At 68.3% G+C, this 25461-nt stretch carries 19 protein-coding genes; 2 read left to right on the top strand and 17 right to left on the bottom strand.

Features of this window, described 5'->3' with window-relative positions; genetic code table 11:
• Positions 1-46: 46 nt before the first annotated feature.
• On the bottom strand, positions 47-1582 hold the full coding sequence (locus RT2_RS01470; RefSeq protein ID WP_072842723.1) for a DHA2 family efflux MFS transporter permease subunit: 1536 nt from the start codon (positions 1580-1582) through the stop codon (positions 47-49).
• Positions 1579-1995 (bottom strand): MarR family winged helix-turn-helix transcriptional regulator, encoded by a 417-nt coding sequence (locus tag RT2_RS01465; protein WP_072842840.1) that lies wholly within the window; start codon positions 1993-1995, stop codon positions 1579-1581. The genes RT2_RS01470 and RT2_RS01465 overlap by 4 nt, the downstream gene beginning before the upstream one ends.
• Positions 1996-2198: 203 nt before the next feature.
• Between RT2_RS01465 and RT2_RS01460 the strand changes: the two genes are divergently transcribed.
• Positions 2199-2705: a SixA phosphatase family protein gene (locus tag RT2_RS01460; RefSeq protein WP_072842839.1), complete on the top strand. Its 507-nt coding sequence runs from the start codon at positions 2199-2201 to the stop codon at positions 2703-2705.
• A gap of 75 nt (positions 2706-2780) precedes the next feature.
• On the opposite strand, the gene RT2_RS01455 is transcribed toward RT2_RS01460, so the two are convergent.
• Complete coding sequence (locus RT2_RS01455; protein ID WP_072842838.1) at positions 2781-3746, bottom strand: NADPH:quinone oxidoreductase family protein; 966 nt, start codon at positions 3744-3746, stop codon at positions 2781-2783.
• 199 nt (positions 3747-3945) lie between these two features.
• Between RT2_RS01455 and RT2_RS01450 the strand changes: the two genes are divergently transcribed.
• Positions 3946-4839 carry an acyl-[acyl-carrier-protein] thioesterase gene (locus tag RT2_RS01450; RefSeq protein WP_072842722.1) on the top strand — a complete coding sequence of 298 codons (894 nt, stop codon included), beginning with the start codon at positions 3946-3948 and terminating at the stop codon, positions 4837-4839.
• Here RT2_RS01450 and RT2_RS01445 read toward each other — a convergent pair.
• From RT2_RS01445 to RT2_RS01380, 14 genes are all read right to left on the bottom strand, one after another.
• Entirely contained in the window at positions 4820-6493 is a 1674-nt protein-coding gene (locus RT2_RS01445; RefSeq protein ID WP_072842721.1) for a 4Fe-4S binding protein, read from the bottom strand. The two genes, RT2_RS01450 and RT2_RS01445, sit on opposite strands and share 20 nt — an antisense overlap.
• A gap of 126 nt (positions 6494-6619) precedes the next feature.
• Positions 6620-6823 carry a hypothetical protein gene (locus RT2_RS01440; protein WP_072842720.1) on the bottom strand — a complete coding sequence of 68 codons (204 nt, stop codon included), beginning with the start codon at positions 6821-6823 and terminating at the stop codon, positions 6620-6622.
• A 159-nt stretch (positions 6824-6982) separates the two neighbouring features.
• The gene (locus RT2_RS01435) at positions 6983-10939 is read right to left on the bottom strand and encodes a DNA-directed RNA polymerase subunit beta' (protein WP_072842719.1); all 3957 of its coding nucleotides are present in this window, start codon (positions 10937-10939) and stop codon (positions 6983-6985) included.
• 117 nt (positions 10940-11056) lie between these two features.
• A complete protein-coding gene (gene rpoB, locus RT2_RS01430) occupies positions 11057-14557 on the bottom strand; it encodes a DNA-directed RNA polymerase subunit beta (RefSeq protein WP_072842718.1) in 3501 nt (1166 codons plus the stop codon).
• 404 nt (positions 14558-14961) lie between these two features.
• Positions 14962-15828, bottom strand: coding sequence for a hypothetical protein (locus RT2_RS01425; RefSeq protein WP_083576994.1), 867 nt, complete (start codon positions 15826-15828; stop codon positions 14962-14964).
• Between the two features lie 75 nt (positions 15829-15903).
• On the bottom strand, positions 15904-16494 hold the full coding sequence (locus RT2_RS01420) for a hypothetical protein (RefSeq protein WP_072842716.1): 591 nt from the start codon (positions 16492-16494) through the stop codon (positions 15904-15906).
• A 56-nt stretch (positions 16495-16550) separates the two neighbouring features.
• The gene (locus RT2_RS01415; protein ID WP_072842715.1) at positions 16551-17798 is read right to left on the bottom strand and encodes an MCE family protein; all 1248 of its coding nucleotides are present in this window, start codon (positions 17796-17798) and stop codon (positions 16551-16553) included.
• Complete coding sequence (locus RT2_RS01410; protein ID WP_174556646.1) at positions 17795-19066, bottom strand: MCE family protein; 1272 nt, start codon at positions 19064-19066, stop codon at positions 17795-17797. Before RT2_RS01410 ends, RT2_RS01415 begins: the two co-directional genes overlap by 4 nt.
• 32 nt (positions 19067-19098) lie before the next feature.
• A complete protein-coding gene (locus tag RT2_RS01405) occupies positions 19099-20385 on the bottom strand; it encodes an MCE family protein (RefSeq protein ID WP_072842713.1) in 1287 nt (428 codons plus the stop codon).
• The gene (locus RT2_RS01400; RefSeq protein ID WP_072842712.1) at positions 20385-21380 is read right to left on the bottom strand and encodes an MCE family protein; all 996 of its coding nucleotides are present in this window, start codon (positions 21378-21380) and stop codon (positions 20385-20387) included. The genes RT2_RS01405 and RT2_RS01400 overlap by 1 nt, the downstream gene beginning before the upstream one ends.
• Positions 21377-22444, bottom strand: a complete 1068-nt coding sequence (locus tag RT2_RS01395) for an MCE family protein (protein WP_072842711.1) — start codon at positions 22442-22444, stop codon at positions 21377-21379. Before RT2_RS01395 ends, RT2_RS01400 begins: the two co-directional genes overlap by 4 nt.
• Entirely contained in the window at positions 22441-23802 is a 1362-nt protein-coding gene (locus tag RT2_RS01390; protein WP_072842710.1) for an MCE family protein, read from the bottom strand. The genes RT2_RS01395 and RT2_RS01390 overlap by 4 nt, the downstream gene beginning before the upstream one ends.
• Positions 23799-24659, bottom strand: a complete 861-nt coding sequence (locus tag RT2_RS01385) for an MlaE family ABC transporter permease (RefSeq protein WP_072842709.1) — start codon at positions 24657-24659, stop codon at positions 23799-23801. The genes RT2_RS01390 and RT2_RS01385 overlap by 4 nt, the downstream gene beginning before the upstream one ends.
• Before the next feature lie 3 nt (positions 24660-24662).
• Positions 24663-25457 carry an MlaE family ABC transporter permease gene (locus RT2_RS01380; protein ID WP_072842708.1) on the bottom strand — a complete coding sequence of 265 codons (795 nt, stop codon included), beginning with the start codon at positions 25455-25457 and terminating at the stop codon, positions 24663-24665.
• Positions 25458-25461: the final 4 nt, after the last annotated feature.

Genomic DNA, 25461 nt, shown 5'->3' with positions numbered 1-25461 from the left:
CGCCCCCGAAGTGGGTGCGGGCCGTCGTGGATCCGGTGGTTCCCGGTCAGTGCATCATCGCCGGGGCGGCGGTCTGCTCGCCCTCCGGTGCGGCGGCCTTGCGCCGGGGCAGCAGCATCGCCGGAATCAGCGTCAGCAGGATGAGCACCAGCGCGACCATGAAGGTGTTGCCGAAGGCGTCCGCGGCCTGGTCCAGGCCCTGTTCGACGGCGCCCGGCGGCAGCTGCGCGGCGATCGACGGATCGTGCTGGGCCGCGGTGGCCGGACCGGCCAGCGGCCGCGACAGCATCTGGTTGGTCAGCACCACGGACATGACCGCGGTTCCGACGGACCCGGCGACCTGCTGAACGATGTTCATCAGCGTCGAACCGCGCGCCACCGTGTGATCGGTCAGCGTCTGCATTGCCGCGGTCATGATCGGCATCATCGTGCAGCCCATGCCCAGGCCCATGACGAACAGCGCGCCGAGCAGCAGCGGGTAGGGGGTGTCGGCCCCGACCTGGGTGAACACTCCCATGCCGACCGAGATCACCGTGATGCCGGTCAGCACGATCTTGCCGGGGCCGATCTTGTCGACCAGGAAGCCGGCGAGCGGCATGGTGACCATTGCACCGATGCCCTGCGGCGCGAGCAGCAGTCCGGCCGCCAGGGTGCTTTCACCGCGCACCTGCAGGAAGTAGCTCGGAAACAGCAGGCCGGCGCCCATGAACGCGATCGCGAACAGCGTCGAGGTCACGACGGCGATGGTGAGCTTGCGGTTCAGGAACAGGCGCAGGTCGATCAGCGGGTGCTTCGCCCGAAGCGCGTGGAAGACGAAACCGATCACCAGCGCGAGACCGACCACGGCCGGGACCAGCACCCGGGACGACGCCACGGTCTGGGTCTCCGGGATCGACGAGACGCCGAACAGGAACAGCGCCAGGCCCGGCGAGAGCAGCAGCATGCCGAGGAAGTCGAACGACTCCGACGGGCTCGGCTGGTCCGAGGGCAGCAGCTTGAAGGCGGCGAACAGCGCGATGATGCCGATCGGCAGGTTGATCAGGAAGATCCAGTGCCAGCTGGCCGCCTCGATCAGCCAGCCGCCGAGGATGGGGCCGGCGATCGGGCCGAGCAGCATCGGGATGCCCAGCACGGCCATGAGGCGACCGATGCGCTGCGGTCCCGCGGCGCGGGTCATGATCGTCATGCCCAACGGCATCAGCATGCCGCCGCCGAGACCCTGCAGCACCCGGAAGCCGATCAGCGACTGGATGTCCCAGGCCATGCTGCACAGGACCGAGCCGGCCACGAACAGCACCAGCGCGGTCATGTACAGGCGCTTGGTGCCGAAACGGTCGGCGGCCCAGCCGGTCACCGGGATCACCGTCGCCAGGGCCAGCGTGTAGGCCGTCATCGTCCAGGCGACCGTGGCGTAGGTCGCGTTGAACTCGCTCATGAACGTCGGCAGCGCGACGGACACGACGGTCACGTCGAGGATCGACATGATGGCGCCGAGCACCACCACGCTGGCAACCTTCAGCACCGCGCCGTCGAGCTTGTCCGGGACCGCCGCTGGCGCTCCCGGGGGTGTCGGCGATGTCATCTGCTCTCCTGACAGTGGGCTCGCAGGGTGTCGCCCGCAAGGATGGATTTCAACGAGTCGAACAGCTGGTTGCGGTCCGACTCCGGCAACCGTGCGGCGAAGGCCCGCAGCTCGTTGCGTTTGGTCTCGAGATGTCCCGACGCGATGGTACGACCGGCCTCCGACAACGAAATTCGCTTGATCCGCCGGTCGCGAAGGTCCTCCCGACGTTCCAGCAGGCCCTGGTTCACCAACTGGTCGACACTGCGACCGGTCGCGGCGACGGAAAGACCCAACCGCTCGGCCACCTCGTGGATTGCCACCGGCGCACCGCACTGCGCGAGCACGAACAGCGCACGCACCTGGGTGAAGGACAGGTCCATTGCGACGAGGTTGTCCATCGCCTCGCCCTCGCCCATGCCCATCAGTCGCATGAGGAACTCGTCCAGGGCGAGGTAGAGATCGTCGGGCGAGGCAGTCACTCCGGAGATACTAGCGTTCGTGCAACTATTGCTCAATTGCTAGCAATGTGAATGCCGTCACCGCGACCCGCCCATCCGACCACGTCGACGACGCGCCGCGCAACGGAATTTTCCCGTACACCCCGCCGTCGCTCGGAGCGGCTACGGTCGGCAGCATGCCCCCCGGTCCGCATCTCCCACCCCGGACGCTGATCCTGCTCAGACACGGCAAGTCTGCCTACCCGCCAGAGGTCGCAGACCACCGACGGCCCCTGGCCCCGCGCGGCGAACGTCAGGCCGGGATGGCCGGCGACTGGATCCGGCGGACCCAGCCGCCGGTCGACGTGACGCTCTGCTCGACCGCCACCCGCGCCCGGCTCACGCTCGCGGCCGCGCGGATCGGCGCGCCGACCAGGCTGGCCGACGAGCTCTACGGGGCCACCCCCGCCGAGGTGATCGGGGAGATCGCCCGCACCGCGGACGAGGTGCGAACCCTGCTCGTCGTTGGACACGAGCCGGGAGTTCCCGGAGCGGCCGTCGCCCTCGACCCGGCGTCCCCGCTGGCCGAGGGCATCGCGGACAAGTTCCCGACGTCGGCGATAGCCGTGCTGACGGTCCCCGCCTCCTGGTGCGACCTGCCACGCTCCGGCGCCACCCTCGTCAACTTCCACGTCCCCCGCTGAGGCCGACCGGCCACGAGTGCCGCGGCCGGCCCGGCCACGAGTACGGGGCCGACCCGGCCGTGGACCGGAGGGACCTCAGTCCCGGACCAGTACCGCCTTGCCGAGCACCTTCCCGGCCTCGAGGTCGGCGAGCGCCCGGGGCGCCTCCGCCAGCGGGTACCGCGCCTTGACCAGCGGGCGCAGCCCCTGTGCGACCAGCCTGGTCAGCGCCTCGTGCGTCTGCGCCATCGCCTCCGGATGCGAGCGGAGGAACTCACCCCAGGCCGCGCCGACGATGCTGATGTTGCGGAACAGCACGCGGTTGACCTTCACCGACGGAATCCCGCCGCCGGCGAACCCGATCACCACCAGCCGGCCCTCCGGCGCCAGCACCCGCACCGCGTCGTCGAAGGCGTCGCCGCCGACCGGGTCGACGACGACCTGGGCACCGACGTTCTCGGTGAGCTCACTGACGCGCGCGGCCCAGCCGTCCTCCAGCGCGACCACCTCGTCCGCGCCGAGCTCGCGCAGGAACTCCTCGGCACCGGCCCGGCGAACCACCGCGATGACCCGGGCCCCGTGGGCCTTCGCCAACTGGATCGCCGCGGTACCGACACCGCCGGCAGCACCGAGCACCACCACCGTCTCCCCCGGCACCAGCCCGGCCCGCCGCGCCAGGGCGAACTCCATCGTCTGGTAGTTGATGATCAGCGAGGCCGCCTCGCAGAAGTCGAGCCCCTCGGGAATGCGCATCACCCGGGCGGCCGGGATCGCAACCCGCTCGGCATAGCCGCCGAGGTCCGACATCGCGAGCACTCGGTCACCCGGCGCGAGCCCGCTGTCGGCGGGTGCGGACACGACCACCCCCGCGACCTCCGCGCCCGGCACGAACGGCGGCTCGGGTCGCAACTGGTACTTGCCGTAGCTGATCAGCAGGTCCGGGAAGCACACCCCGGAGGCCCGGACGTCGATCAGGACCTTGCCCTCGGCGTCGGGGTCCGGCACCTCCTGCATCGCCATCCCCGCCGGACCCGTCAACTCCGTGACCACAACTGCCTGCACCACTGACCTCCATCTCTCGTTCCGTCACTGTTCCCGCCGGCCACCCGGTGCGCGGCGGGGCGGGCGACGGGTCTCCCCCGACGCTAGCCGCCGGGAGCCGACCGCAATCCGGAACGAGCCCCGGCCGCGCCGCGGGAGACCCGGGCCGGGACTACCGTGTGGGGTGCGCACTCCCGCCCCCTCGGCAAGGACCACCGACGTGGACATCAGCACGAGAACGGAATCGGACCTCTACCGGCCGCTCGCCCCGGCGCCGCCGGACGGCCTCGGCTTCACGGCTTCCTGGCCGGTGCGCACCGGCGACGTGGACCCGGGCCACCGGCTCCGGCTCGACGGGGTTTCCCGGTACCTGCAGGACGTGGGGTCCGACAACCTCGACGCCAGCGAACTCGCCGACAGCGACCCGGTCTGGATCGTCCGACGCACCGTGATCGACGTGGTCCGGCCCGTGTCATGGCCGGACCGGGTGCACCTGCGGCGCTGGTGTGCGGGCCTGTCCACCCGGTGGTCCGCAATGCGGGTCCGGGTCACCAGCGACAAGGGCGCGCTGATCGAGACCGAGGGGTTCTGGATCAACATCAACCCCGACAGCGGCATGCCGGCACGAATCAGCGACCGCGGACTCGAACACCTCGGCCGGACCACCGACGAGCACCGACTCAGGTGGCGCGCCTGGCTGGACGAGCGGGCCCCGGACGACGACGCCCGTGGCCGGTCTGCGGGCTCCCCCGCCGACGTCCCGTTCCCCCTGCGTTCGACCGATCTCGACCCGCTCGACCACGTGAACAACGCGGCCTACTGGCATGCCGTCGAACAGCACCTGCAGGGCTGGGCCGCGGCGCCCGGACGGGCCGACCTGCTGGCCGGCCCGCACCGAGCGGTGCTCGAGTACCGGGCACCGATCACCGAGGGCGAGAACGTGCGGATCCGGGCCCGCCACGCCCCCGGCTCGATGACCCTGTGGTTCCTGGTCGACGACGAGGTCCGGGCGATCGCCCGGGTGGCGGTCGTCGACCACTACCGCATTGACGACCGGACCCCGGACAGCGCCGACGACCGTCCCCCGGACCGCGTCACCCCTTCGGGCGGCTGAGCGCGACCATCTCGTCGAGGTCGAGGAGCTTGACGCGGGACCGGCCCGCGGCCTTGCCGAGTTCGCGCTCGCGGGCGTCGATCGCCTTCCAGCCCGTCCAGTCGACCGCGTCGGGCTGACGCTCGGCCACCAGCGCCGCGAACGCCTCCCGGTCGCCCTTCGGCGGGTCCAGCCGGTCTGCCGCCAGGTCCTCGAGGATGAGCGCAATGGTGTCGTGCGCGCACTGCCGGTTGGTGCCGATGACACCCGACGGGCCACGCTTGATCCAGCCGGCCGTGTAGGTTCCGGGCACCGGTTCGCCGTCGAGTTCGGTGACCCGTCCGCCGACGTTGTTGATGGTGCCGCGGGCCTCGTCGAACGGCAGACCCGCAACGGGCACTCCCCGGTACCCGACGGACCGCAGCACCATGCCCGTCTCGAGCAGTTCGGTCTGCTCGGTGGCGCGGGCACGCATCGTGCCGTCCTCGCCGACGACCATCTCGTTGCGCGCCACCAGCAGGCCGGTGACGTGGTCGGTGCCCTGCACCTGCACCGGCGAGGTCAGGAACCGCAGGACGATCCGCTTCCGGTGGCCGGCGAGCGGACGCGCGGCGTACTCGCGCAGGAGCGTCATCTTGAGCCGCTTCGCCGGGCTCGTGTCGACCTCCGCGGCGCTGGAGTCGTCGAGCTCGAGGTCCGCGGCGGAGACCACGATGTCCACGTCCGGCAGCTGGCCGAGGGCCAGCAGTTCGGGGCTGGTGAAGGCCGCCTGCGCCGGGCCACGGCGCCCGAGCAGCACAACCTCCTCGATCGAGCTCTGCCGAAGCGCCTCGACGGCGTGCGGGGCCATGTCCGTCTTGTCGAGGACGTCCGGGTCGAGGACGAGCAGTCGTGCCACGTCGAGCGCGACGTTGCCGTTGCCGACGATCACCGCGCGGGTGCCGGACAGGTCGAAGGTGCGATCCGCGTAGTCCGGGTGGCCGTTGTACCAGGCCACGAACTCGGTGGCCGCGAGGCTGCCCGGCAGGTCCTCCCCGGGGATGCCGAGGTGCCGGTCGCTGGGCGCGCCGACCGCGTAGATCACGGCGTGGTGGTGCGCGAGCAGGTCCTCGTGGGTGAGGTGCTTGCCCACCTCGACGTTCAGGTGCAGCCGGAACCCGGGCCGCCGCGCGACCTCCGCGAACACGTCGGTGACGGACTTCGTCTCCGGGTGGTCGGGTGCCACGCCTGCGCGGACGAGGCCCCACGGGGTGGGCAGCCGGTCGAACATGTCGACCTCGATGCCGGAGCGCTTGAACGCCAGCAGTTCCCCGGCCGCGTAGAAGGCCGAGGGGCCCGAACCGACGATCGCCACCCGGAACGGGTCCTGGTCGGTCTTCGGGAACTTGAGCGCAGGCGCGGGATCCGCGTACTCGGGCTCGTTGTCGGCGAAGTAGTCGGCGTTGATCGTCGAGTAACGGGTCATCGCCTCCGGCAGGTCGTCGTCGCGGAAGATCGCGTCCACCGGGCAGGCGTCGACGCAGAGTCCGCAGTCGATGCAGGTCTCCGGGTCGATGTAGAGCATCTCCGTGGACTTGAAGTCACGCTCGTCGGGCGTCGGGTGGATGCAGTCCACCGGGCACACCTCGGTACAGCTGGCATCGTTGCAGCACGGCTGGGTGATCACGAACGCCACTGTGGCCTCCTCGAAACTAGAACATGTTCCTGCTCACATTACGCGGCCGTACAGTACACGTCACAGCGGATGGACCGTTTGCCCGTTCCTCGCCCCCGGCCCGGCTGAAAACGGGCCCCGGGAGGCTCAGCCGAGGAACTTCTTCCCCGCCACCACGACCACCCCGAGCAGCACGGTCACCAGCAGTGCCGTGCCGAACCCGGTCAACCACCACAGCAGACCGAACACCACGACCGCGGGCGCCACCACGATCGCCGTGATGGCCGGGCTCTCGCGGACCACCTCGAGTGCTGTCTGTGCCTTGGTCCGATCGATTCCCTTGCCAGCCATTTCCGCCTCCGGGGGTGTGTTGTTGCAGCGCCGGCGCTGTGTGTCCGGTTCGTCCCCCACGGTAGACGCGGAACGGCCCCCCCACCCAGTGCAGGGCGTGGGGGCCGTTCCGGTGGACCCGGCTACCTGGCGGTAGTCGTTGCCGATGCGACTACCCGACTAGCGGTAGTCGTTGCTGAAGCCGTAGTCGTCCAGCGGGACCGCAGCTCCAGTCCCGGTGCCGAAGCCTTCCGGGCTGTAGTACTGGTCGTCGTAGGACGGCACGGCGTACGCCGCGGCGCGCGCCTCCTCGGTCGGCTGCACCTGGATGTTCCGGTACCGGTTGATGCCGGTTCCGGCCGGGATCAGCTTTCCGATGATCACGTTCTCCTTGAGACCGATCAGCTTGTCCGAGCGGCAGTTGATCGCCGCATCGGTCAGCACACGAGTGGTCTCCTGGAACGACGCCGCCGACAGCCACGAGTCGGTCGCCAGCGAGGCCTTGGTGATACCCATGAGCACCGGACGACCGGCTGCGGGCTCACCACCCTCGGCGACGACGCGACGGTTGGACGCCTCGAACTCGGCCCGCTCGGTGAGCGAACCGGGCAGGAACTCGGTGGCGCCGGAGTCGATGATCGTCACGCGACGCAGCATCTGGCGCACGATCACCTCGATGTGCTTGTCGTGGATCGACACACCCTGGCTCCGGTACACCTCCTGAACCTCGTTGACCAGGTGGATCTGCACCTGGCGCGGGCCCATCACTCGCAGCACCTCGTGCGGGTCGGCTGCACCCTCCATGAGCTGCTGTCCGACCTCGACGTGGTCACCGTCGGCCAGCAGGCGCTCGGAGCCGTCCTCGTGCTTGAACACACGCAGACGCTGACGCTTCGAGAGCTTGTCGTACACGACCTCTTCGCCGCCGTCGTCCGGGACGATGGTGATCTTGTAGAAGCGGTCGCCGTCCTCGAGCTGCACCCGGCCGGTGACGTCCGCGATCGGGGCTTTGCCCTTGGGGACGCGGGCCTCGAACAGCTCCTGGACACGCGGCAGACCACCGGTGATGTCGTCTCCGGCGACACCACCCTGGTGGAAGGTACGCATGGTCAGCTGGGTACCGGGCTCACCGATGGACTGGGCCGCGACGATGCCCACGGCCTCGCCGATGTCCACCAGCTTGCCGGTCGCCATGGAGCGGCCGTAGCAGGTGGCGCAGACGCCGGTGCCGGTGGTGCAGGTGAGCACGGAGCGCACCTTGACCTCGGTGATGCCGGCCGCCAGCAGCGCGTCGATGGCCGGGTCGCCCAGGTCGTGTCCACGCTCGACGATGACCGTGCCGTTGGCGTCGACCGCGTCCGCGGCCAGCGTGCGGGCGTAGGTGCTGGTCTCCACGTGCGCGTCCCGGATCAGCGTGCCGTCGGGCTGCTTCTCCGCGATGGTGGTGACGATGCCGCGCTCGGTGCCACAGTCGGTCTCGCGAACGATGACGTCCTGCGAGACGTCCACCAGACGACGGGTCAGGTAACCCGAGTCGGCGGTACGCAGGGCGGTGTCGGCCAGACCCTTACGGGCACCGTGCGTGTTGATGAAGTACTCGAGAACGGTCAGGCCTTCCTTGAAGGAAGACTTGATCGGCCGCGGGATGAACTCACCCTTCGGGTTCGTCACCAGACCCTTCATGCCGGCGAGCGAGCGAACCTGAGTCATGTTGCCGGCGGCGCCGGACTTCACGATCATCGGGATCGGGTTGTCGTCGGGGAAGTGGGCCTCCATGGCCTTACCGACCTCGTCGGTGGCCTCGGACCAGATCTTCACCAGGGCGCTGTTGCGCTCGGTGTGGTTGAGGGCACCGCGCTGGTACTTCTTCTCGATCTGGTCGGCCTGCGCCTCGAACGCGTCCATGATCTCCGCCTTGTTCGGCGGCACGAGCACGTCGGAGATCGACACCGTGACGCCCGAACGGGTCGCCCAGTAGAAACCGGCGTCCTTGAGCTTGTCCACGGTCTGCGCGACCACGATCATCGGGTAGCGCTCGGCGAGATCGTTGATGATCGTCGCCTGACGCTTCTTCGGCATCTGCTCGTTGACGAACGGGTAGTCCGCGGGGAGCAGTTCGTTGAAGAGCACCCGGCCGAGGGTGGTCTCGGCGACCCAGCCCTCACCGTAGTTCCAGCCCTCGGGGAACAGCTGGTCCTCGAGGTCGCGCGGCGGACGCTGCTGGGTCAGGCGCACCTTGATCTTCGCCTGCACCTTGAGCGCGCCACGATCGACGGCCATCTGCGCCTCGGCGGGCGAGGAGTACGCGCCGACCTCGGGGCGGTCCGTGCCGGCCTCGACGAGCTCGCCCTCCACGCCCTCGTCCAGACGGGTCAGGTGGTAGAGCCCGGTCACCATGTCCAGACGCGGCATGGCCAACGGGCGGCCCGACGCGGGAGACAGGATGTTGTTCGAGGACAGCATCAGGATGCGGGCCTCGGCCTGCGCCTCGGCGGACAGCGGCAGGTGCACTGCCATCTGATCACCGTCGAAGTCGGCGTTGAAGGCCTCACACACCAGCGGGTGGAGCTGAATGGCCTTGCCCTCGACCAGCTGCGGCTCGAAGGCCTGGATGCCCAGGCGGTGCAGGGTGGGCGCACGGTTGAGCAGCACGGGGTGCTCGGCGATGACCTCTTCGAGGACGTCCCACACCTGGGCGCGCTGACGCTCGACCATCCGCTTGGCCGACTTGATGTTCTGCGCGTGGTTGAGATCGACCAGGCGCTTCATCACGAACGGCTTGAACAGCTCGAGCGCCATCAGCTTCGGCAGACCGCACTGGTGCAGCTTGAGCTGCGGGCCGACGACGATGACCGAACGGCCCGAGTAGTCGACTCGCTTGCCGAGGAGGTTCTGACGGAATCGACCCTGCTTGCCCTTGAGCAGGTCGCTCAGGGACTTCAGCGGACGGTTGCCCGGACCGGTGACCGGCCGGCCACGACGGCCGTTGTCGAACAGGGCGTCCACGGACTCCTGCAGCATCCGCTTCTCGTTGTTGACGATGATCTCGGGGGCACCGAGGTCGATCAGTCGCTTGAGGCGGTTGTTGCGGTTGATCACGCGGCGGTACAGGTCGTTCAGGTCGGAGGTGGCGAAACGGCCACCGTCGAGCTGAACCATCGGACGCAGCTCCGGCGGGATCACCGGCACGGCGTCGAGGACCATGCCCATCGGCGAGTTGCCGGACATCTGGAATGCCGCGACGACCTTGAGCCGCTTGAGCGCACGCAGCTTCTTCTGGCCCTTGCCGCTGCGGATGGTCTCCCGGAGGATCTCCGCCTCGGCGTGGATGTCGAAGTTGCGCATGAGGATCTGGATGGACTCCGCGCCCATCGCACCGGTGAAGTACTCGCCGTAACGGTCGACGAGCTCGCGGTACAGGCCCTCGTCCACGATGAGCTGCTTGACGCTCAGCTTGGTGAAGGTCGACCAGATCTCGTCGAGACGGTCCAGCTCGCGCTGGGCACGGTCACGGAGCTGACGCATCTCGCGCTCGCCGCCGTCCTTGACCTTGCGGCGCACGTCGGACTTGGCACCCTCGGCCTCGAGCTCGGCGATGTCCGCCTCGAGCTTCTGGGCACGAGCCTCGAGGTCGGCGTCGCGCTGGTCGGCGACCGACTTCTTCTCGACCTCCATCTCCGCCTCGAGCGTGGACAGCTCGTTGTGGCGGAGCTCCTCGTCGACCGCGACGATGACGTAGGCGGCGAAGTAGATGATCTTCTCGAGATCCTTCGGCGCCAGGTCCAGCAGGTAGCCGAGGCGGCTCGGCACGCCCTTGAAGTACCAGATGTGGGTCACCGGAGCGGCGAGCTCGATGTGGCCCATGCGCTCACGGCGCACCTTGGCACGGGTCACCTCGACGCCGCAGCGCTCACAGATGATGCCCTTGAAACGGACGCGCTTGTACTTACCGCAGTAGCACTCCCAGTCCCGGGTGGGGCCGAAGATCTTCTCGCAGAAGAGGCCGTCCTTCTCGGGCTTGAGCGTGCGGTAGTTGATGGTCTCCGGCTTCTTGACCTCGCCGTAGGACCACTGACGGATGTCCTCAGCGGTGGCCAGGCCGATGCGGAGTTCATCGAAGAAGTTGACGTCGAGCACGTAACTTCCTTTCCCCTGTTCGGGTTTGTCGCTGCTAGTTGTCGCTATCGCTGCCGGGCCCCGGAGGAGGGCACCGCGGTACGTGACCGCTGCGGTGCACCTCCTCCGGGTCGGCTCCTAGTTCGCGAGGTCGTCGACCGTCGCGGCTTCGTTCCTGGACAGGTTGATGCCCAGGTTCGCCGCCGCCCGCTCCAGGTCCTCGTCGTCGCCGTCGCGCATCTCGATGGCAGCGCCGTCCGAGGACAGCACCTCCACGTTGAGGCAGAGCGACTGGAGCTCCTTGAGGAGCACCTTGAACGACTCGGGGATGCCCGGCTCGGGGATGTTCTCGCCCTTGACGATGGCCTCGTACACCTTGACTCGACCCACCACGTCGTCAGACTTGATGGTGAGCAGTTCCTGCAGCGTGTATGCCGCGCCGTAGGCCTGCATCGCCCAGCACTCCATCTCACCGAAGCGCTGGCCACCGAACTGGGCCTTACCGCCGAGCGGCTGCTGGGTGATCATCGAGTACGGACCGGTCGAACGGGCGTGGATCTTGTCGTCGACCAGGTGATGCAGCTTGATGATGTACATGTAGCCGACCGAGACCGGGTACGGGAACGGCTCGCCGGAGCGGCCGTCGAACAGGGTGGCCTTTCCGTCGGGGCCCACCATCTGCTCGCCGTCGCGGTTCGGCAGGGTCGCGCCCAGCAGACCGGTCAGCTCGTCTTCCTTGGCACCGTCGAACACCGGGGTGGCGATGTTCGAGTCGGCCGGGGCGGAGAGCATCTCTTCCGGCAGGGTCGCGGCCCAGTCCGGACGGGTGCCGTCAGCCGCGATCTGGATGTTCCAGCCGGTCTTGCCGATCCACCCGAGGTGGGTCTCCAGAACCTGACCGATGTTCATACGACGCGGGACACCGTGCGTGTTCAGGATGATGTCGACCGGGGTGCCGTCGGGCAGGAACGGCATGTCCTCCTGCGGGAGGATCTTGCCGATGACGCCCTTGTTCCCGTGCCGGCCGGCGAGCTTGTCGCCGTCCTGGATCTTGCGCTTCTGCGCCACGTACACGCGGACCAGCTCGTTGACGCCGGGGGGCAGGTCGTCGTCGTCGTCGCGAGAGAACACGCGGATGCCGATGACCTTGCCGGACTCGCCGTGCGGAACCTTGAGCGACGTGTCGCGGACCTCGCGGGCCTTCTCGCCGAAGATCGCGCGCAGCAGGCGCTCCTCCGGGGTCAGCTCGGTCTCGCCCTTCGGCGTGACCTTTCCGACCAGCACGTCGCCGTCACGAACCTCGGCACCGATCCGGATGATGCCGCGCTCGTCGAGGTCCGCGAGGACCTCGTCCGAGACGTTCGGGATGTCGCGAGTGATCTCCTCGGCACCGAGCTTGGTGTCGCGGGCATCGATCTCGTGCTCCTCGATGTGGATCGAGGTGAGGACGTCCTCCTCCACGAGGCGCTGCGACAGGATGATCGCGTCCTCGTAGTTGTGGCCCTCCCACGGCATGATCGCGACGAGCAGGTTCTTGCCCAGCGCCATCTCACCGTTCTCGGTGCAGGGGCCGTCGGCGAGGACCTGTCCGGCCTCCACGCGGTCGCCCTCGTCCACGATCGGACGCTGGTTGGCGCAGGTGCCCTGGTTCGAGCGCGCGAACTTGCGCATCTGGTAGGTCCGGCGGGTGCCGTCGTCCGCCATCACGGTGACGTAGTCGGCCGAGACCTCCTCGATGACACCGGTCTTCTCGGTGACTACGACGTCGCCGGCGTCGACCGCGGCGCGCAGCTCCATGCCGGTGCCGACCAGCGGCGACTCGGAACGGACCAGCGGCACGGCCTGGCGCTGCATGTTCGCGCCCATCAGGGCACGGTTGGCGTCGTCGTGCTCGAGGAACGGGATCATCGCGGTCGCGACGGAGACCATCTGCCGCGGCGAGACGTCCATGTAGTCGACGTCCGTCGAGGAGACGAACTCCACCTCGCCGCCCTTACGGCGGACGGTGACGCGGTCGTCGGTGAAGTAGCCGTCCTTGTCGACCGGCGAGTTGGCCTGCGCCACGACGTGGCGGTCCTCCTCGTCGGCGGTCAGGTAGTCCACCTCGTCGGTGACCTGGCCGTCGACGACCTTGCGGTACGGGGTCTCGATGAAGCCGAACGGGTTGACCCGTGCGTACACCGACAGCGAACCGATCAGGCCGATGTTCGGGCCCTCAGGGGTCTCGATCGGGCACATGCGGCCGTAGTGCGACGGGTGCACGTCTCGCACCTCGAGGCCGGCACGCTCACGGGACAGACCACCGGGGCCCAGCGCCGACAGACGACGCTTGTGGGTCAGGCCCGAGAGCGGGTTGTTCTGGTCCATGAACTGCGAGAGCTGGGAGGTTCCGAAGAACTCCTTGATCGCGGCCACGACGGGACGGATGTTGATCAGGGTCTGCGGCGTGATCGCCTCGACGTCCTGGGTCGTCATCCGCTCGCGCACGACGCGCTCCATGCGGGACAGGCCCACCCGGATCTGGTTCTGGATGAGCTCGCCGACGGTACGCAGGCGACGGTTGCCGAAGTGGTCGATGTCGTCGACCTCGACGGGCACCTCGACGCCGCCGGGGGCGGTCATCGACGTGTCACCGGCGTGCAGGCGCACCAGGTACTCGATCGTCGCGACGATGTCTTCCTCGGTGAGGGTCGACGCGGTGATCGGCAGGCCATGGTTCAGGCCCAGCTTCTTGTTGATCTTGTAACGACCCACGCGGGCGAGGTCGTAGCGCTTCTCCTTGAAGAACAGGTTCTCCAGCAGGGTCTGCGCGGACTCCTTGGTCGGCGGCTCGCCCGGGCGCAGCTTGCGGTAGATGTCGAGCAGCGCCTCGTCGGAGCCGGCGGTGTTGTCCTTCTCCAGGGTGGCCATCAGGATCTCCGAGAAGCCGAAGCGCTCGGTGATCTGCTCGGTGGTCCAGCCGAGGGCCTTGAGCAGGACGGTGACCGGCTGGCGACGCTTGCGGTCGATGCGGACACCGACGGTGTCGCGCTTGTCGACGTCGAACTCGAGCCACGCGCCGCGGCCCGGGATGACCTTGACGCTGTGCAGGTCCTTCTCGGTGCCCTTGTCGACACTGTGGTCGAAGTAGACGCCGGGCGAACGCACCAGCTGCGACACGACGACGCGCTCGGTGCCGTTGATGATGAAGGTGCCCTTGTCGGTCATCATCGGGAAGTCACCCATGAAGACCGTCTGGCTCTTGATCTCGCCGGTGTTGTTGTTGATGAACTCCGCGGTGACGAACAACGGCGCCGCGTAGGTCATGTCCTTGTCTTTGCACTCATCGGTCGAGGCCTTGACCTCGTCGAAGCGTGGGTCGGAGAAGGACAGGGACATCGAACCCGAGAAGTCCTCGATCGGGGACAGCTCAGTGAGGATGTCCTCCAGACCGCCGGTGGTGCCGCCATCGCCGCGGGCCTCGGCCCGGGCACGGGAGGCCGGCGTACCGATCAACCACTCAAAGGAATCCGTCTGTAGATCAAGTAGCCCAGGAACGTCGAGAGGTTCGCGAATTTTCGCGAACGAGACCCTCTTCGGGGCTCCGGGGATTCCTGCCTTGGTCTGGCTAGAGACTGCCAAGATGCGTCCTTCCAGCACCTCACGCGGGCCGCTCGTGCTGTCGCGACCGCCGCTGTATCTGCTTCTTCTGTGGGGCGAATTCGCTGGTCACAACCCGAACGAAGCCCACAACCATGCAGGAAGCAAACGCTTCACAAGCAGTACGGCCGAGAGGGTGGACAGGAGGCAGCCAGCGCAACGTCCAAAGGTACCCGAAGAACGCCCAGAATACAACCGGCGTAAGGATCGAAACTAACATCCGAGCGCGTCGTCCGCACAACCTTCGCGCGCCCGGTGCCTCCATTTGCGCCGGCGCGAACCTGCACGAACCGCGATCTCTCGCATGTCTCGACCAATAGACTGACGCCTGATCCCCTCCGCGTCAAGGCTTGACGCGGCGATTCATCGCGGAACCGCCCCGCAAGGCAGGCCGTCGGGCGCGTTCAGCGGTCGCGGATGTCCGCGAGCAGCCAGGTGCCGTCGACCTTCGTCATGGTCACCGACAGCGGCCCCTGCGCACTTCCCTGCGCCGCACCGTCGTTGGTGGCACTGACGGTCATGCTGCCGACGAGCTCGGCGTTCTCGTCCGAGAGAATCTTGACGCCGATGTCGCTGACCTGCGCCGATGTCGCCGTTTTCGTCTGCACGACGGCGTCGCGGGTGACCTGCGCGGTCTTGTCGAACTCGGTCCGCATGTTGTCGGCGAGGACCGCGCGGGCGTTGTCGAAGTCCTGGTCCACGGTGTCGAACTTGTAGGTGTAGAGGGTCTCGATGGCATGCCGGGCGTCCGCGGTCACCCGCGAGGTCGCGGCGGTGTCCACCCACGCCTGGTTTGCGACGCCTGCGCCCGGCTTGACGGCCGCGACGATCGCGAACCCCGCCAGCACCAGTGCCACCACCCCCACCACTGCGACACGGCGCCAACCCGCCCGCGCGGCGTCCGTGTCGCCCGCCGACACGCTCTCGTCGGGCGCATCGGCGCCGGCGGCGGCCGCCTCGGCGGCCCCGTCGGCGTCGTCGACCTCGACGTCCGAACTTGCCGCCCCGGCCGGAGTGGGGTTCTCGACAGGCTCGCTCTCGGGAACCTCGGGAACCTGGGGGGTCGCTACCGGCTTGGCCGCAGCCACCGCGACCGACTCCGCGGCGGGACCCTCGACCTGCGCCGGCGCGGTGTTCTCGACCGGCGCCACCGCCGTGTCCTCGACCGGTACCGCCGCCATGCCCTCGACCGGCGAGGTCGGGCGTCCGGGCGCCTTTCCGGTCCCGGCCACCTTGGGCCTGCGGCCGCGCGGCTGCGGCGTGTTGCTCATGCGACGAGTTGGCGGCACTTTCGATACTCCTTGGATCTTCGACGGCCTAGATCTTCGACGGGAGGGCTCGAGCGCCTACTGGCCGCCGGAGTTTGCCTCGGGCGCGGCCGGCACGGGGGCCACGGCGGGCGGCGTGCCCGGGTCCATGGCGATGGGCGCCCCGACGTTCTCCACCTTCTCGGCCTTCCACACGCCGTCGACGTCCGTCATCCCCAGCCGCATGGTGACCTTGACCTTGCTGGCCGGCCGGTCCGGCCACGTCGTGGTGGTCGAGAGCACCACCAGCGAGGTGGCGGTACCCTCGTCCCGACTGAACTCGGTGAGCGCGGCGTCGATGACGGCCGCCTCACTCTTCGCGCCCGTCTGCTTCACCTGGTCGGCCATCTGGCCCTTGGTGTCGTTGAGCGAGTTGGTCAGCTCGTCGCCGGTGATCGAGGACGCCATGTTCGCGAAGGTCTCGTCCAGGTTCGCCGAGTCCACCGTGTTGAGGTTGATCGCGGCCTGACGAGCCCCCGTCAGCGCGTCGTCCCGGGCGGCCGCGGCCGGCCGGTCGACGAACAGGGCGCGGCCCCATCCGTAACCGAACCAGACCGCGAATCCGAGGGCGACGAGCGCGAGCACACTCACCGCCGCCAACGCGGGCTTCTGCAGTTTCGTGCTACGCATCACTCTTCTACCCTACTGCCTAGTAACTTCTGGTCCCTGCCCTGTGACGACGGCCACTACTTGGGCGTGATGCCGAGCAGCGGCGCCAACTGCGTGGCAATCGGGTTGAGGTTGAGCCTGTCGGGGTCCACCTTCGGCTTGTTGTCCCACGGCTGGGGATCGGCCGGATCCGCGTACGCCATCCTGTTGGCGCTGCGGACACCCGACACGCTACCGAGCGGGGTGGTGCAGTTGGCCTTCGTGTTCAACGGGAACTCGTCCCGGGTCGGGTCGAAGTTCGGGTTGTCCCGCTTCATCTGCGCCAGGATCTCGTAGGTGCCCTCGTAACCCTGGGTGCACGGCGGCGGGTTGTTCGTCTCCAGCAGCAGGCCCTGGTGCAGGGTGCCGTCGCCGGGTGCGGCGGTACTCGCACCGGCCGCGAGCCCGGGCAGGAACTTGAGCAGGATGTCCAGCGCCAGGGTGCGCGGGCCGAGTGCCGCCGAGACCTGCGCCAGGTTGGTCAGGTCCGTGGTGAGCGCGGGGCCCGCCATGTCGACCAGCGAGCCCACCTCGGTGCTGGCCGCGGTGCCGGTCTCGATCAGCCGCCGGATGTCGGGGTCGCTGGACCGGAGCTGCTGCGAGATCAGGTCCACGTCGGCGCTGAACTGCCGGATCGAGGAGGACTGCGCGGACTGGGTGTCCAGCACGGTCCGGCTGTCCCGGATCAGTTGCAGCGTCTGCGGCAGGTTCTCCAGGCCCGTCTCGGTGAACGAGTTCACGGAATCGACCAGCACCTGCAGGTCGTCGCCCCGGCCGTCGAACGCCTTGCCCAGCTCGGTGACCGTCGTGTTCAGCGCGTCCAACGGCACCGACCGGACCAGGGCGTTGGTGCTCGCGAGCAAGTCCTCGACCGGTACCGGGACGGCGGTGTCCTGGCGGGCGATCAGCGATCCGTCCTCGAGGAACGGGCCCTGGTCGCTGCTCGGCTGCAGGTCCACGTACTGCTCACCGATCGCGGAACGGTTCGCCACCACCGCGCGCGCCGAGGAGGGCACCTGCGGGGCGCCGTCGTTGAGCTCGAGGTCCACCAGTACGCCGTCGTCGGTCAGGTGCAGGTCGCCGACCGTGCCAACCGGGACTCCCCGGTAGGTGACCTCGGCGTTGGTGAAGATCCCGCCGGAGTCGGCGAAGTCGGCCTTCACCGTGTACTGACCGAAGCCGAGCAGGTTGTCCAACCGCACGTACTTGGCGCCGACGTACAGCAGACCGACGATCGCGACGAGGACGAACGCCACCAGCTGAAAGCGCACCAACTTCGATCTCATCGGCCACCCACCCCAAACTTCTCGAGCAGCCCGCTCAACGGGTTCTGCGGCGCGTCCTTCTTGCCGGCCACCGGTTCGGTGCCCGGCGCGACCGGCGCACCCGGCGGCGGAGCCGGCGCGGGCACGATCGGCGGCAGCGGCAGCACCGAGACCGTCGGCCATCCCGGGCGCGGGCCGTTCCCGTTGTAGTACGGGTTCGACGGATCGACCGTCGGCACGTAGCCGCCGTAGCCCGGCTTCGGCGCGATGTACACCGGATCCGGCATCCCGACACCGAGGGCCTCGAACTGCTGGCCCAACCGCATGTCGATTGACAGGAACAGATTCAGCGAGTTGCCGTGGATGACCTTCTCCGCCCCGTCCGGGAACGGGAAGGTCGGGATCAGCGGCAGCACGGTCACCAGGTCGTCCCCTGAGTCGGCGAGGGCCTGCAGGGTGGGACGCAGCGCGCGCAGGTCGGCGATCAGGTTGTCCTTGGACTGGGTGAGCACGTCCGTGCCGACCGCGCCCAGCCGGTCCAGCTGGCCGAGCATCTGCACGAACTGCGGCTGCTGGTCCGCCAGCACCTGAACTGCGGGCGGGATCTCCGCGAGGATCTTGTCGATCTGACCGGTCTGCGCGGCCACCCGACCGTTGAGGGTGTCGAGGCCGTCGAGCGCCCGGGTGATGTCGTCGCGCTGCTGGTTCAGCCCGTCGATCAGCGTGTTCGCCTGCTCGAGCAGGCCCCGCGCCTTGGCCTCCCGGCCGTCCAGGGCCGTGGTCAGCTCGTGGATGATCGGCTGGAGTTGGGCTACGCCGCCGCCGTTGAGCAGCAGCGACAGCGCACCGAGCACCTGCTCGATGTCGGTCGCGTGCCGGGTCCGATCCACCGGGATCGTCGCGCCGTCCTCGAGCCGGGCGACGGACGGGTTGTCCGCCGGCGCCTTCAGCTCGATGAACTTCTCACCCAGCAGGCTGGTCTGCTGCACCGAGGCCACCGCGTTCGCGGGCAGGTTCACCGAGGAGTCCAGCACGGTCCGCACGGTCGCGGTCCAACCGTCGTTCGGCACGGTGATCTCCTGGACGCGGCCGACCGGGACGCCGTCCACCTTCACGGTGGACTGCGGCACCAGGTCCAGCACGTCGTCGAACTCAACGTTCAGGTGCATCGGGTTGCTGCCGACGTCGGCGCCACCGGGCAGCGGCACGCTGTAGATGCCCTGACCGCAGCCCGAGACGACCAACGCGATCGCACAGGCCCCGGAACCGATCGCGACAGTGCGCTTCACCGCCCACCCCCTCTTCACTGCGCTGCCCCGCATCACTGCCCACCTCGGGGAATGTTCTGGTCGCTGATGCCGGGGGCCTGCGAGTTGCCCAACCGCGGCGAGATGACACCGGGCTGGGTGCCGGGAACCGACGGCCGCTGCAGGTTGTCGCCGCTGAGGATGCCGAAGGGCAGGTTCAGCGTCGGCGTCTTCACGCCCGCTGTCACCTGGCCCATGATCGCCGCGCAGTTGTCCAGGAGCGGGCGCATCTGCCGCCCCAGCGCGTCGAAGTTCGGGTCGCCGGGCATCAGCTTGCCCAGGTCCATCAGCTTGCACACGGCACCGAACGGGTCCTGGGTCTCGGGCAGGTTGACCCGTGAGGCCAGGGTGCCGGACTCCGCGTCGTACGAGTTCACGACGTTGCTCAGGGCCAACGGCAGCGTGGTCAACGCGTCCACCAGGTCCTGACGGTTGTCGGCCAGCGTCTGGGTCACCTGGACGAGGCCCTCCGCGTTGCTCGCGACCAGGTCCTTGTTGTCCTGGACGAACGTCGCGACGTCGCCGAGCGCGAACGACAGTTGGTTGAGCGCCTCACCGAGGCTCTGCCGCTCCCCCGCGAGGAAGCCGCTGAGGTCCGCGAGCTGGGTGTTGAACTGGCGCACCTGCGCGTCGTTCGCCGCCAGCGCGCTGACGAAGGTCTGCAGGTTCCGCACCGTGTCGAACAGGTCGCCGCGGTAGTAGTTGAGGGTGGCAGTGGCCTTCGACAGCTCGGTGATCGTCTCGCCGAGCGCCTCGCCGTTGCCGTCGAGGTTCTTCGAGGCGGTGTCCACCAGGTTCGAGAGCGCACCGTCCTTGTTCGCGCCGTTCGGCCCCAGCGCCTCGGACAGCCCCTCGATGCTCGCGTACAACTGGTCCACCTCGACGGGGGTCGCGGTGCGCTCGCGTGGGATCGTCGCGCCGGACGCCATCACCTCACCACCGGTGTACGCGGGCGCCAGCTGGATGTACCGGTCGGAGACCACCGACGGCGTCACCTGCGCTGCCTTGGCCTCGGCCGGGATCTCCACGCCACGGTCGACGCGCATCTCGACCCGGACCTGGTCGCCGAGCGGCTCCACCGAGCTGACCGACCCGACCTTCACACCGAGCACCCGCACGTCCGAGCCGGAGTAGATGCCGACGGACTTGTCGAAGTACGCGGTGATCTTCGTGGTGCCGGCGCGGGTGAGCAGCCACCACCCGCCGAAACCGAGGATCAGCGCGCCGACCAGCACGAGTGACGTGACCACGACCTGGTTCCGGCTGAACTGCTGCCGCTTGCCCGAACTCACCCCGGTCATCAGTTACCCCCCAGAGTGCGCAACGGCTCGCGGTATCCCGGGATGAGCGGGAGGCCCGGCGGTGTCAGGTTGACGACCACCTGGTCGAACCATCGGCCGTTGCCGACGATGTTCGCGTACAAGCGGGTGAACGGCGCGTACAGCTTGATCGAGCGGTCGAGATTGTCGTTGTTGTCCTGCAGGATCTGCACCACCCCGCGCAACTGTTCCAGGGCCGGGCCGATCTGCTCCTCGTTGTCCTTGACCAGGCCGGTCAACTGCGCGGAGAGTCGCTTGGTGCCGTCCAGCAGGGTCTGAATCGACTGCTGGCGGCTGTTGAGCTCCTCGAGCAGCAGTCCCGCGCTGCCGATCAGCCTGGTGAACTCGGCGTTCCGGTCGGCCAGCACCTTGGTGGTCTGCGCGGTGGCCCCGAACAACTTGTTCAACTCCTTGTCCCGGCTCTCGATGGTCCTCGACAACCGGGTGACGCCGTCGAGCGAGGCCCGCACGTCCGCCGGGGTGCCGGCGAAGGCGTCGGCGAGCGTCTGCATGCCCTCGGCGAGTTTCGGCGTGTCGATCTCCCCGAGCGTGGTCGCCGCGCTGGAGAACGCGTCGAGAACGTCGTACGGGGAGGCGGTGCGCTCCAACGGGATCGTGTCGCTCGCGCGCAGCGTGGACGACCCGCGCGGGTCCAGCGCCAGGTACTTCTGACCCAGGATCGTCTTGATCTGGATCGATGCCGTGGTCTGGTCACCGACCCAGGCGTCCTTGACCTTGAAGGCGACCTCGACCCGGTCCCCCTCGAGCGAGACGTCCGTGACCTTGCCTACCTTGACACCGGCGATGCGCACCTCGTTGTTCGGCTTGAGGCCCGCGGCCTCCGTGAACTCGGCCCGGTAGGTGGCGCCGGCGCCGATCAACGGCAGGTCGTCGAGGAAGAAGGCGGACATGGTGGCGAGCAGCACCACGACGATGCCCAGCGCCCCGATGGTGGCGGGACTGCGACGTTGCTTCACTGTCCACTCCCGTCTGCGCTGCACCGCGCCGCGGCGTTGGTGTACAGGGGCTGGTTCACCGTCGGCAAACCGGTCGGCAGGTTCAGGTAGTTCGACTCACCCGGGCCGGCGACCACGTCGAGGCCGCAGAGGTAGAACTGGAACCACGAGCCGAAGCTGGCGATCCGGATCAGCTTGTCCAACTTGACCGGCAGGGTCGTGAAGATCTTGTCCAGCTTGTCGCTCTGCGCGTTCAACGTGCCCGTCAGGGTGTTCAGTGCGGACACCGAACCCTGGATGGACGGGCGGGTCGGCTCGAGCACGTCGGCGGTCGCGTCGGCGAGGCCGGCCAGCGACGTCACCGCGCCGCCGACCACCTCCCGCTCGTTGGCGAGACCGGTGACGAGCTTCTCGGTGTTGGTGATCAGCGAGCCCAACTCGTCGTCGTGCTCGTTCACTGTCTCGAGCACGACGTTGAGGTTGTTGATCACGTCGCCGATCACCCGGTCCTTGTCGGCGATGGTGTTGGTCAGCGAGGCGGTGTTGCGCACCAGCTCCGTGATCGTGCCGCTCTCGCCCTGGAACACCTGGATGATCTGGTACGACAGCTTGTTCACGTCGTCGGCGCTGAGCGTCTGGAACAGCGGACGGAAGCCGTTGAACAGCGTGGTCAGGTTGACGGCCGGATTGGTGTGGTCCAGCGGGATGGTCTCGCCCGCGGTCAGCTTCATCCCCTGCTGCCCCTGGCCCTGTTCCAGCGCGATGTAGCGCTGTCCCACCAGATTCCGGTAGCGGATGGTCGCCGTGGACCCGGCGGGCAGCCAGTCACGGTCGGTCAACGAGAACTGGACCTCGGCCTCGCGTTCGTTGACGATGGCGATCTTGTCGACCTGACCGACGCGGACACCCGCGATCCGCACCTCGTCACCCTTGTTGAGCGAGGCGACGTCGCTGAAGATCGCGTTGAACTTGGTACCGCCGCCACCGCTGGTATTCGCGATGGTGAAGGCCAACATGGCGGTCGCGATCACCGTGACGACGGCGAACACGATGAGCTTGGTCAATGGCGCTGCGAGCCCTCTCATCGGACGCTCACCTCCGTCCCCCTCAGTGCCGGTGCGCCCAGCAGTGTCGTCCAGCCGGGCACGTCCTCCGGCAACGTTCCGGTGCCCTCGCCGTAGATGACGGCCAGCGTGTCCTGTTCCAGCGCGGAGCCGGTGTAACTGACCGGGGTCGGCGCGCCGCCCGCGGTGGGCACCACCGAGTACTGCGCGGCCGGCATGTCGGGCACGTTCTGCGGTCCGGGGTTGCGCGAGGGCACCTGGTACGAGCCGTCGTTGAACGACCCGCCCGGGTACTGCCCGAACTTCTCCCCCGGCGCGGCGGGGGTATAGCACTTGGGGCCGCGCTCCTCGAACAGCCGTGGCTCGTCCTGGTTGGGCAGGTACCGGCCCTTCGGGTTCACGAACACGGTCGCCGCGCGGGCACCGGGATGGTCCTGCAGGCTGCCGTCCTCGTTGAGACCGAGGATCGCGGTCGCGCTCTGCACGATCGGGACGAACTGCGAGAACATGCAGCCGAAGGTCGGCGAGGCGTCCGCCAGAACCTCCAGCGCCTCCCGCGAGTCGGCCGCGATCGAGATCAGCGATTCCTGGTTGGCGGCCAGGAAGTCCGCCGTACTGCCCGCGGTCGCCGTCACCGACGACATCAGGGCACGGATCTGGTTCTGCTGCGAGACCACGGTCGCACCGGTGGTGCGCAGGCTGTCCAGCGCGTTGACCAGTTCGGGCGCGGCCTCGGCGTAGGTCCGCGAGAAGTCCGCGAGACCACGCAGGCCCTGCTGCAGGTTCGGCAGCTCGGTGTTGACGCCCCGGAAGATCTCCTCGAGCCGGTCGATGCCCAGACCGATGTCCTGGCCGCGACCACTGAGCGCCTGATTCAGCGCGCCCAGCGTGTTCGCCAGGTCCTGCGGGGGCACGGCCTGCAACAGCGGGAGCAGCCCGTCGAGCAGCTCACCGATCTCGACCGCGTGACCGCTCGAGTCCTGCTGCAGGGTGTCGCCCTCGCTTATCGGCGGCGCGGTGTCCCCCGGCGGCACGATCAGCGCGACGTACCGCTCGCCGAACAACGTCTTCGGCAGCAGCCGCGCGGTCGTGTTCGACGGGATCAGGTCGGCCTTGTCCGGATCGATCGCGAGGACCGAGGTCACCTTGCCGTTCTCCGTCGACGCGGACCGCACCTCGCCGACGATCAGGCCGCGCACCTTCACGTCCGCGTGGTCGGGCAACGAGTTGCCGACCGTGTCGGTGACCAGGTTGATCTCGACGACCTTCTTGAAGGACTTCTGGTACATCCCGATCGTGAACGCCACGAACAGCGCCAGCACAAGGAAGAACACCAGGCCGAGCACCCGACGGCGCACGACCGAACCACCGTTGGTCATCCCGCAACCCTCACTGTGGTTGTCGTGCCCCAGATGGCGAGGCTGAGGAAGAAGTCGAGCACCGCGATCGTGACGAGCGCCGTACGGACGGCGCGGCCCACTGCCACGCCCACGCCGGCCGGCCCGCCGGTGGCGTTGTAGCCGTAGTAGCAGTGGATCATGATCAGCACGAAGGCGAAGACCAGCACCTTGCCGAACGACCACAACACGTCGACCGGCGGTAGGAACAGGTTGAAGTAGTGGTCGTAGGAGCCACTCGACTGTCCGTTGAAGACCGTGCTGATGAGCCGGGACGCGAAGTACGACGCCAGCAGGCCGACGATGTACAGCGGGATCACCGCGACGAATCCGGCGATCATCCGGGTGGTGACCAGGAACGGGATGCTGGGCACCGCCATCACCTCGAGGGCGTCGATCTCCTCCGAGATCCGCATCGCTCCCAGCTGCGCCGTGAACCCACAACCGACCGTCGCGGAGAGGGCCAGCGCCGCCACGATCGGCGCGATCTCGCGGGTGTTGACGTACGCGGACAGGAAGCCGGTGAGTACGGAGCTGCCCAACTGGTCCAGCGCGGCGTAACCCTGCAGGCCGACGACGACGCCGGTGAACCCGGACATCATCACGATCACGCCGATGGTGCCGCCGATCACCGCCAACGCGCCACTGCCGAAGGTCACCTCGGCGAGAAGTCGGAGCACCTCGCGGCTGTAGTGCGTGGCGGTCTTCGGGATCCAGCCGATCGCACGGCCGTAGAACGACATCTGGTCGCCGGCCCGGTCGAGGACGTTGAGCGGCGCGCGCCCGGCCCGGCGCACGCGCATCAGCGTGCGGTCACCACGGCCCTTCGCGATGGTCATGGGTCAGCCCCCCTTTGCAGGAACGACCTGCAGGTACACCATGGTCAGGATCAGGTTGGCAAAGAAGAGCAGCAGGAAGGTGATGACAACCGTCTGGTTGACGGCCTCCCCGACTCCCTTCGGACCGGGGTTCGGGTGCAACCCCTTGTAGGCGGCGACGATGCCGGCGATCACACCGAAGATGGCAGCCTTGGCCTCGGCGATGTACAGGTCCGGAAGCTGCGCGAGAGCCGAGAACGATGCCAGGTACGCGCCGGGCGTGCCGCCCTGCAGGATCACGTTGAAGAAGTAACCACCCGCGATGCCGACCACCGACACCAGACCGTTGAGCAGCACCGCGACCAGCACCATGGCGAGCACGCGGGGCACCACGAGACGCTGGACCGGATTGATGCCCAGCACCTCCATCGCGTCGATCTCCTCCCGAATGGTCCGGGAACCGAGGTCGGCCGTCACCGCGGAACCGGCGGCGCCGGCGATCAGCAGTGCGGTCACGATCGGACTGCCCTGCTGGATCACCGCCAGCACGCTGGCCGCACCGGTGAACGACTCCGCACCGAGCTGCTTGATCAGGGAACCCGTCTGCAGCGAGACCACCGCGCCGAACGGGATCGCCACGAGTGCCGTCGGCAGGATCGTCACGCTCGCGATGAACCAGGCCTGCTCGATGAACTCGCGGAACTGGAACGGACGGCGGAAGAGATTACGGACGACGTCGATGAAAAGCTGAACAATCAGACCGGCCTGAGTCAGCGCGGCTGCGATCGGTCCGAGCAGCCGGCTCGTGGTTCCCCCCATCGAT

Origin of the sequence: Rhodococcus tukisamuensis NBRC 100609 (genome assembly GCF_001894985.1) — a bacterium.
In the GTDB taxonomy this organism is placed as follows: domain Bacteria; phylum Actinomycetota; class Actinomycetes; order Mycobacteriales; family Mycobacteriaceae; genus Rhodococcus_G; species Rhodococcus_G tukisamuensis.
Note: the sequence above shows the minus strand (reverse complement) of the source record. Positions and strands in the feature narration are given on the sequence as shown.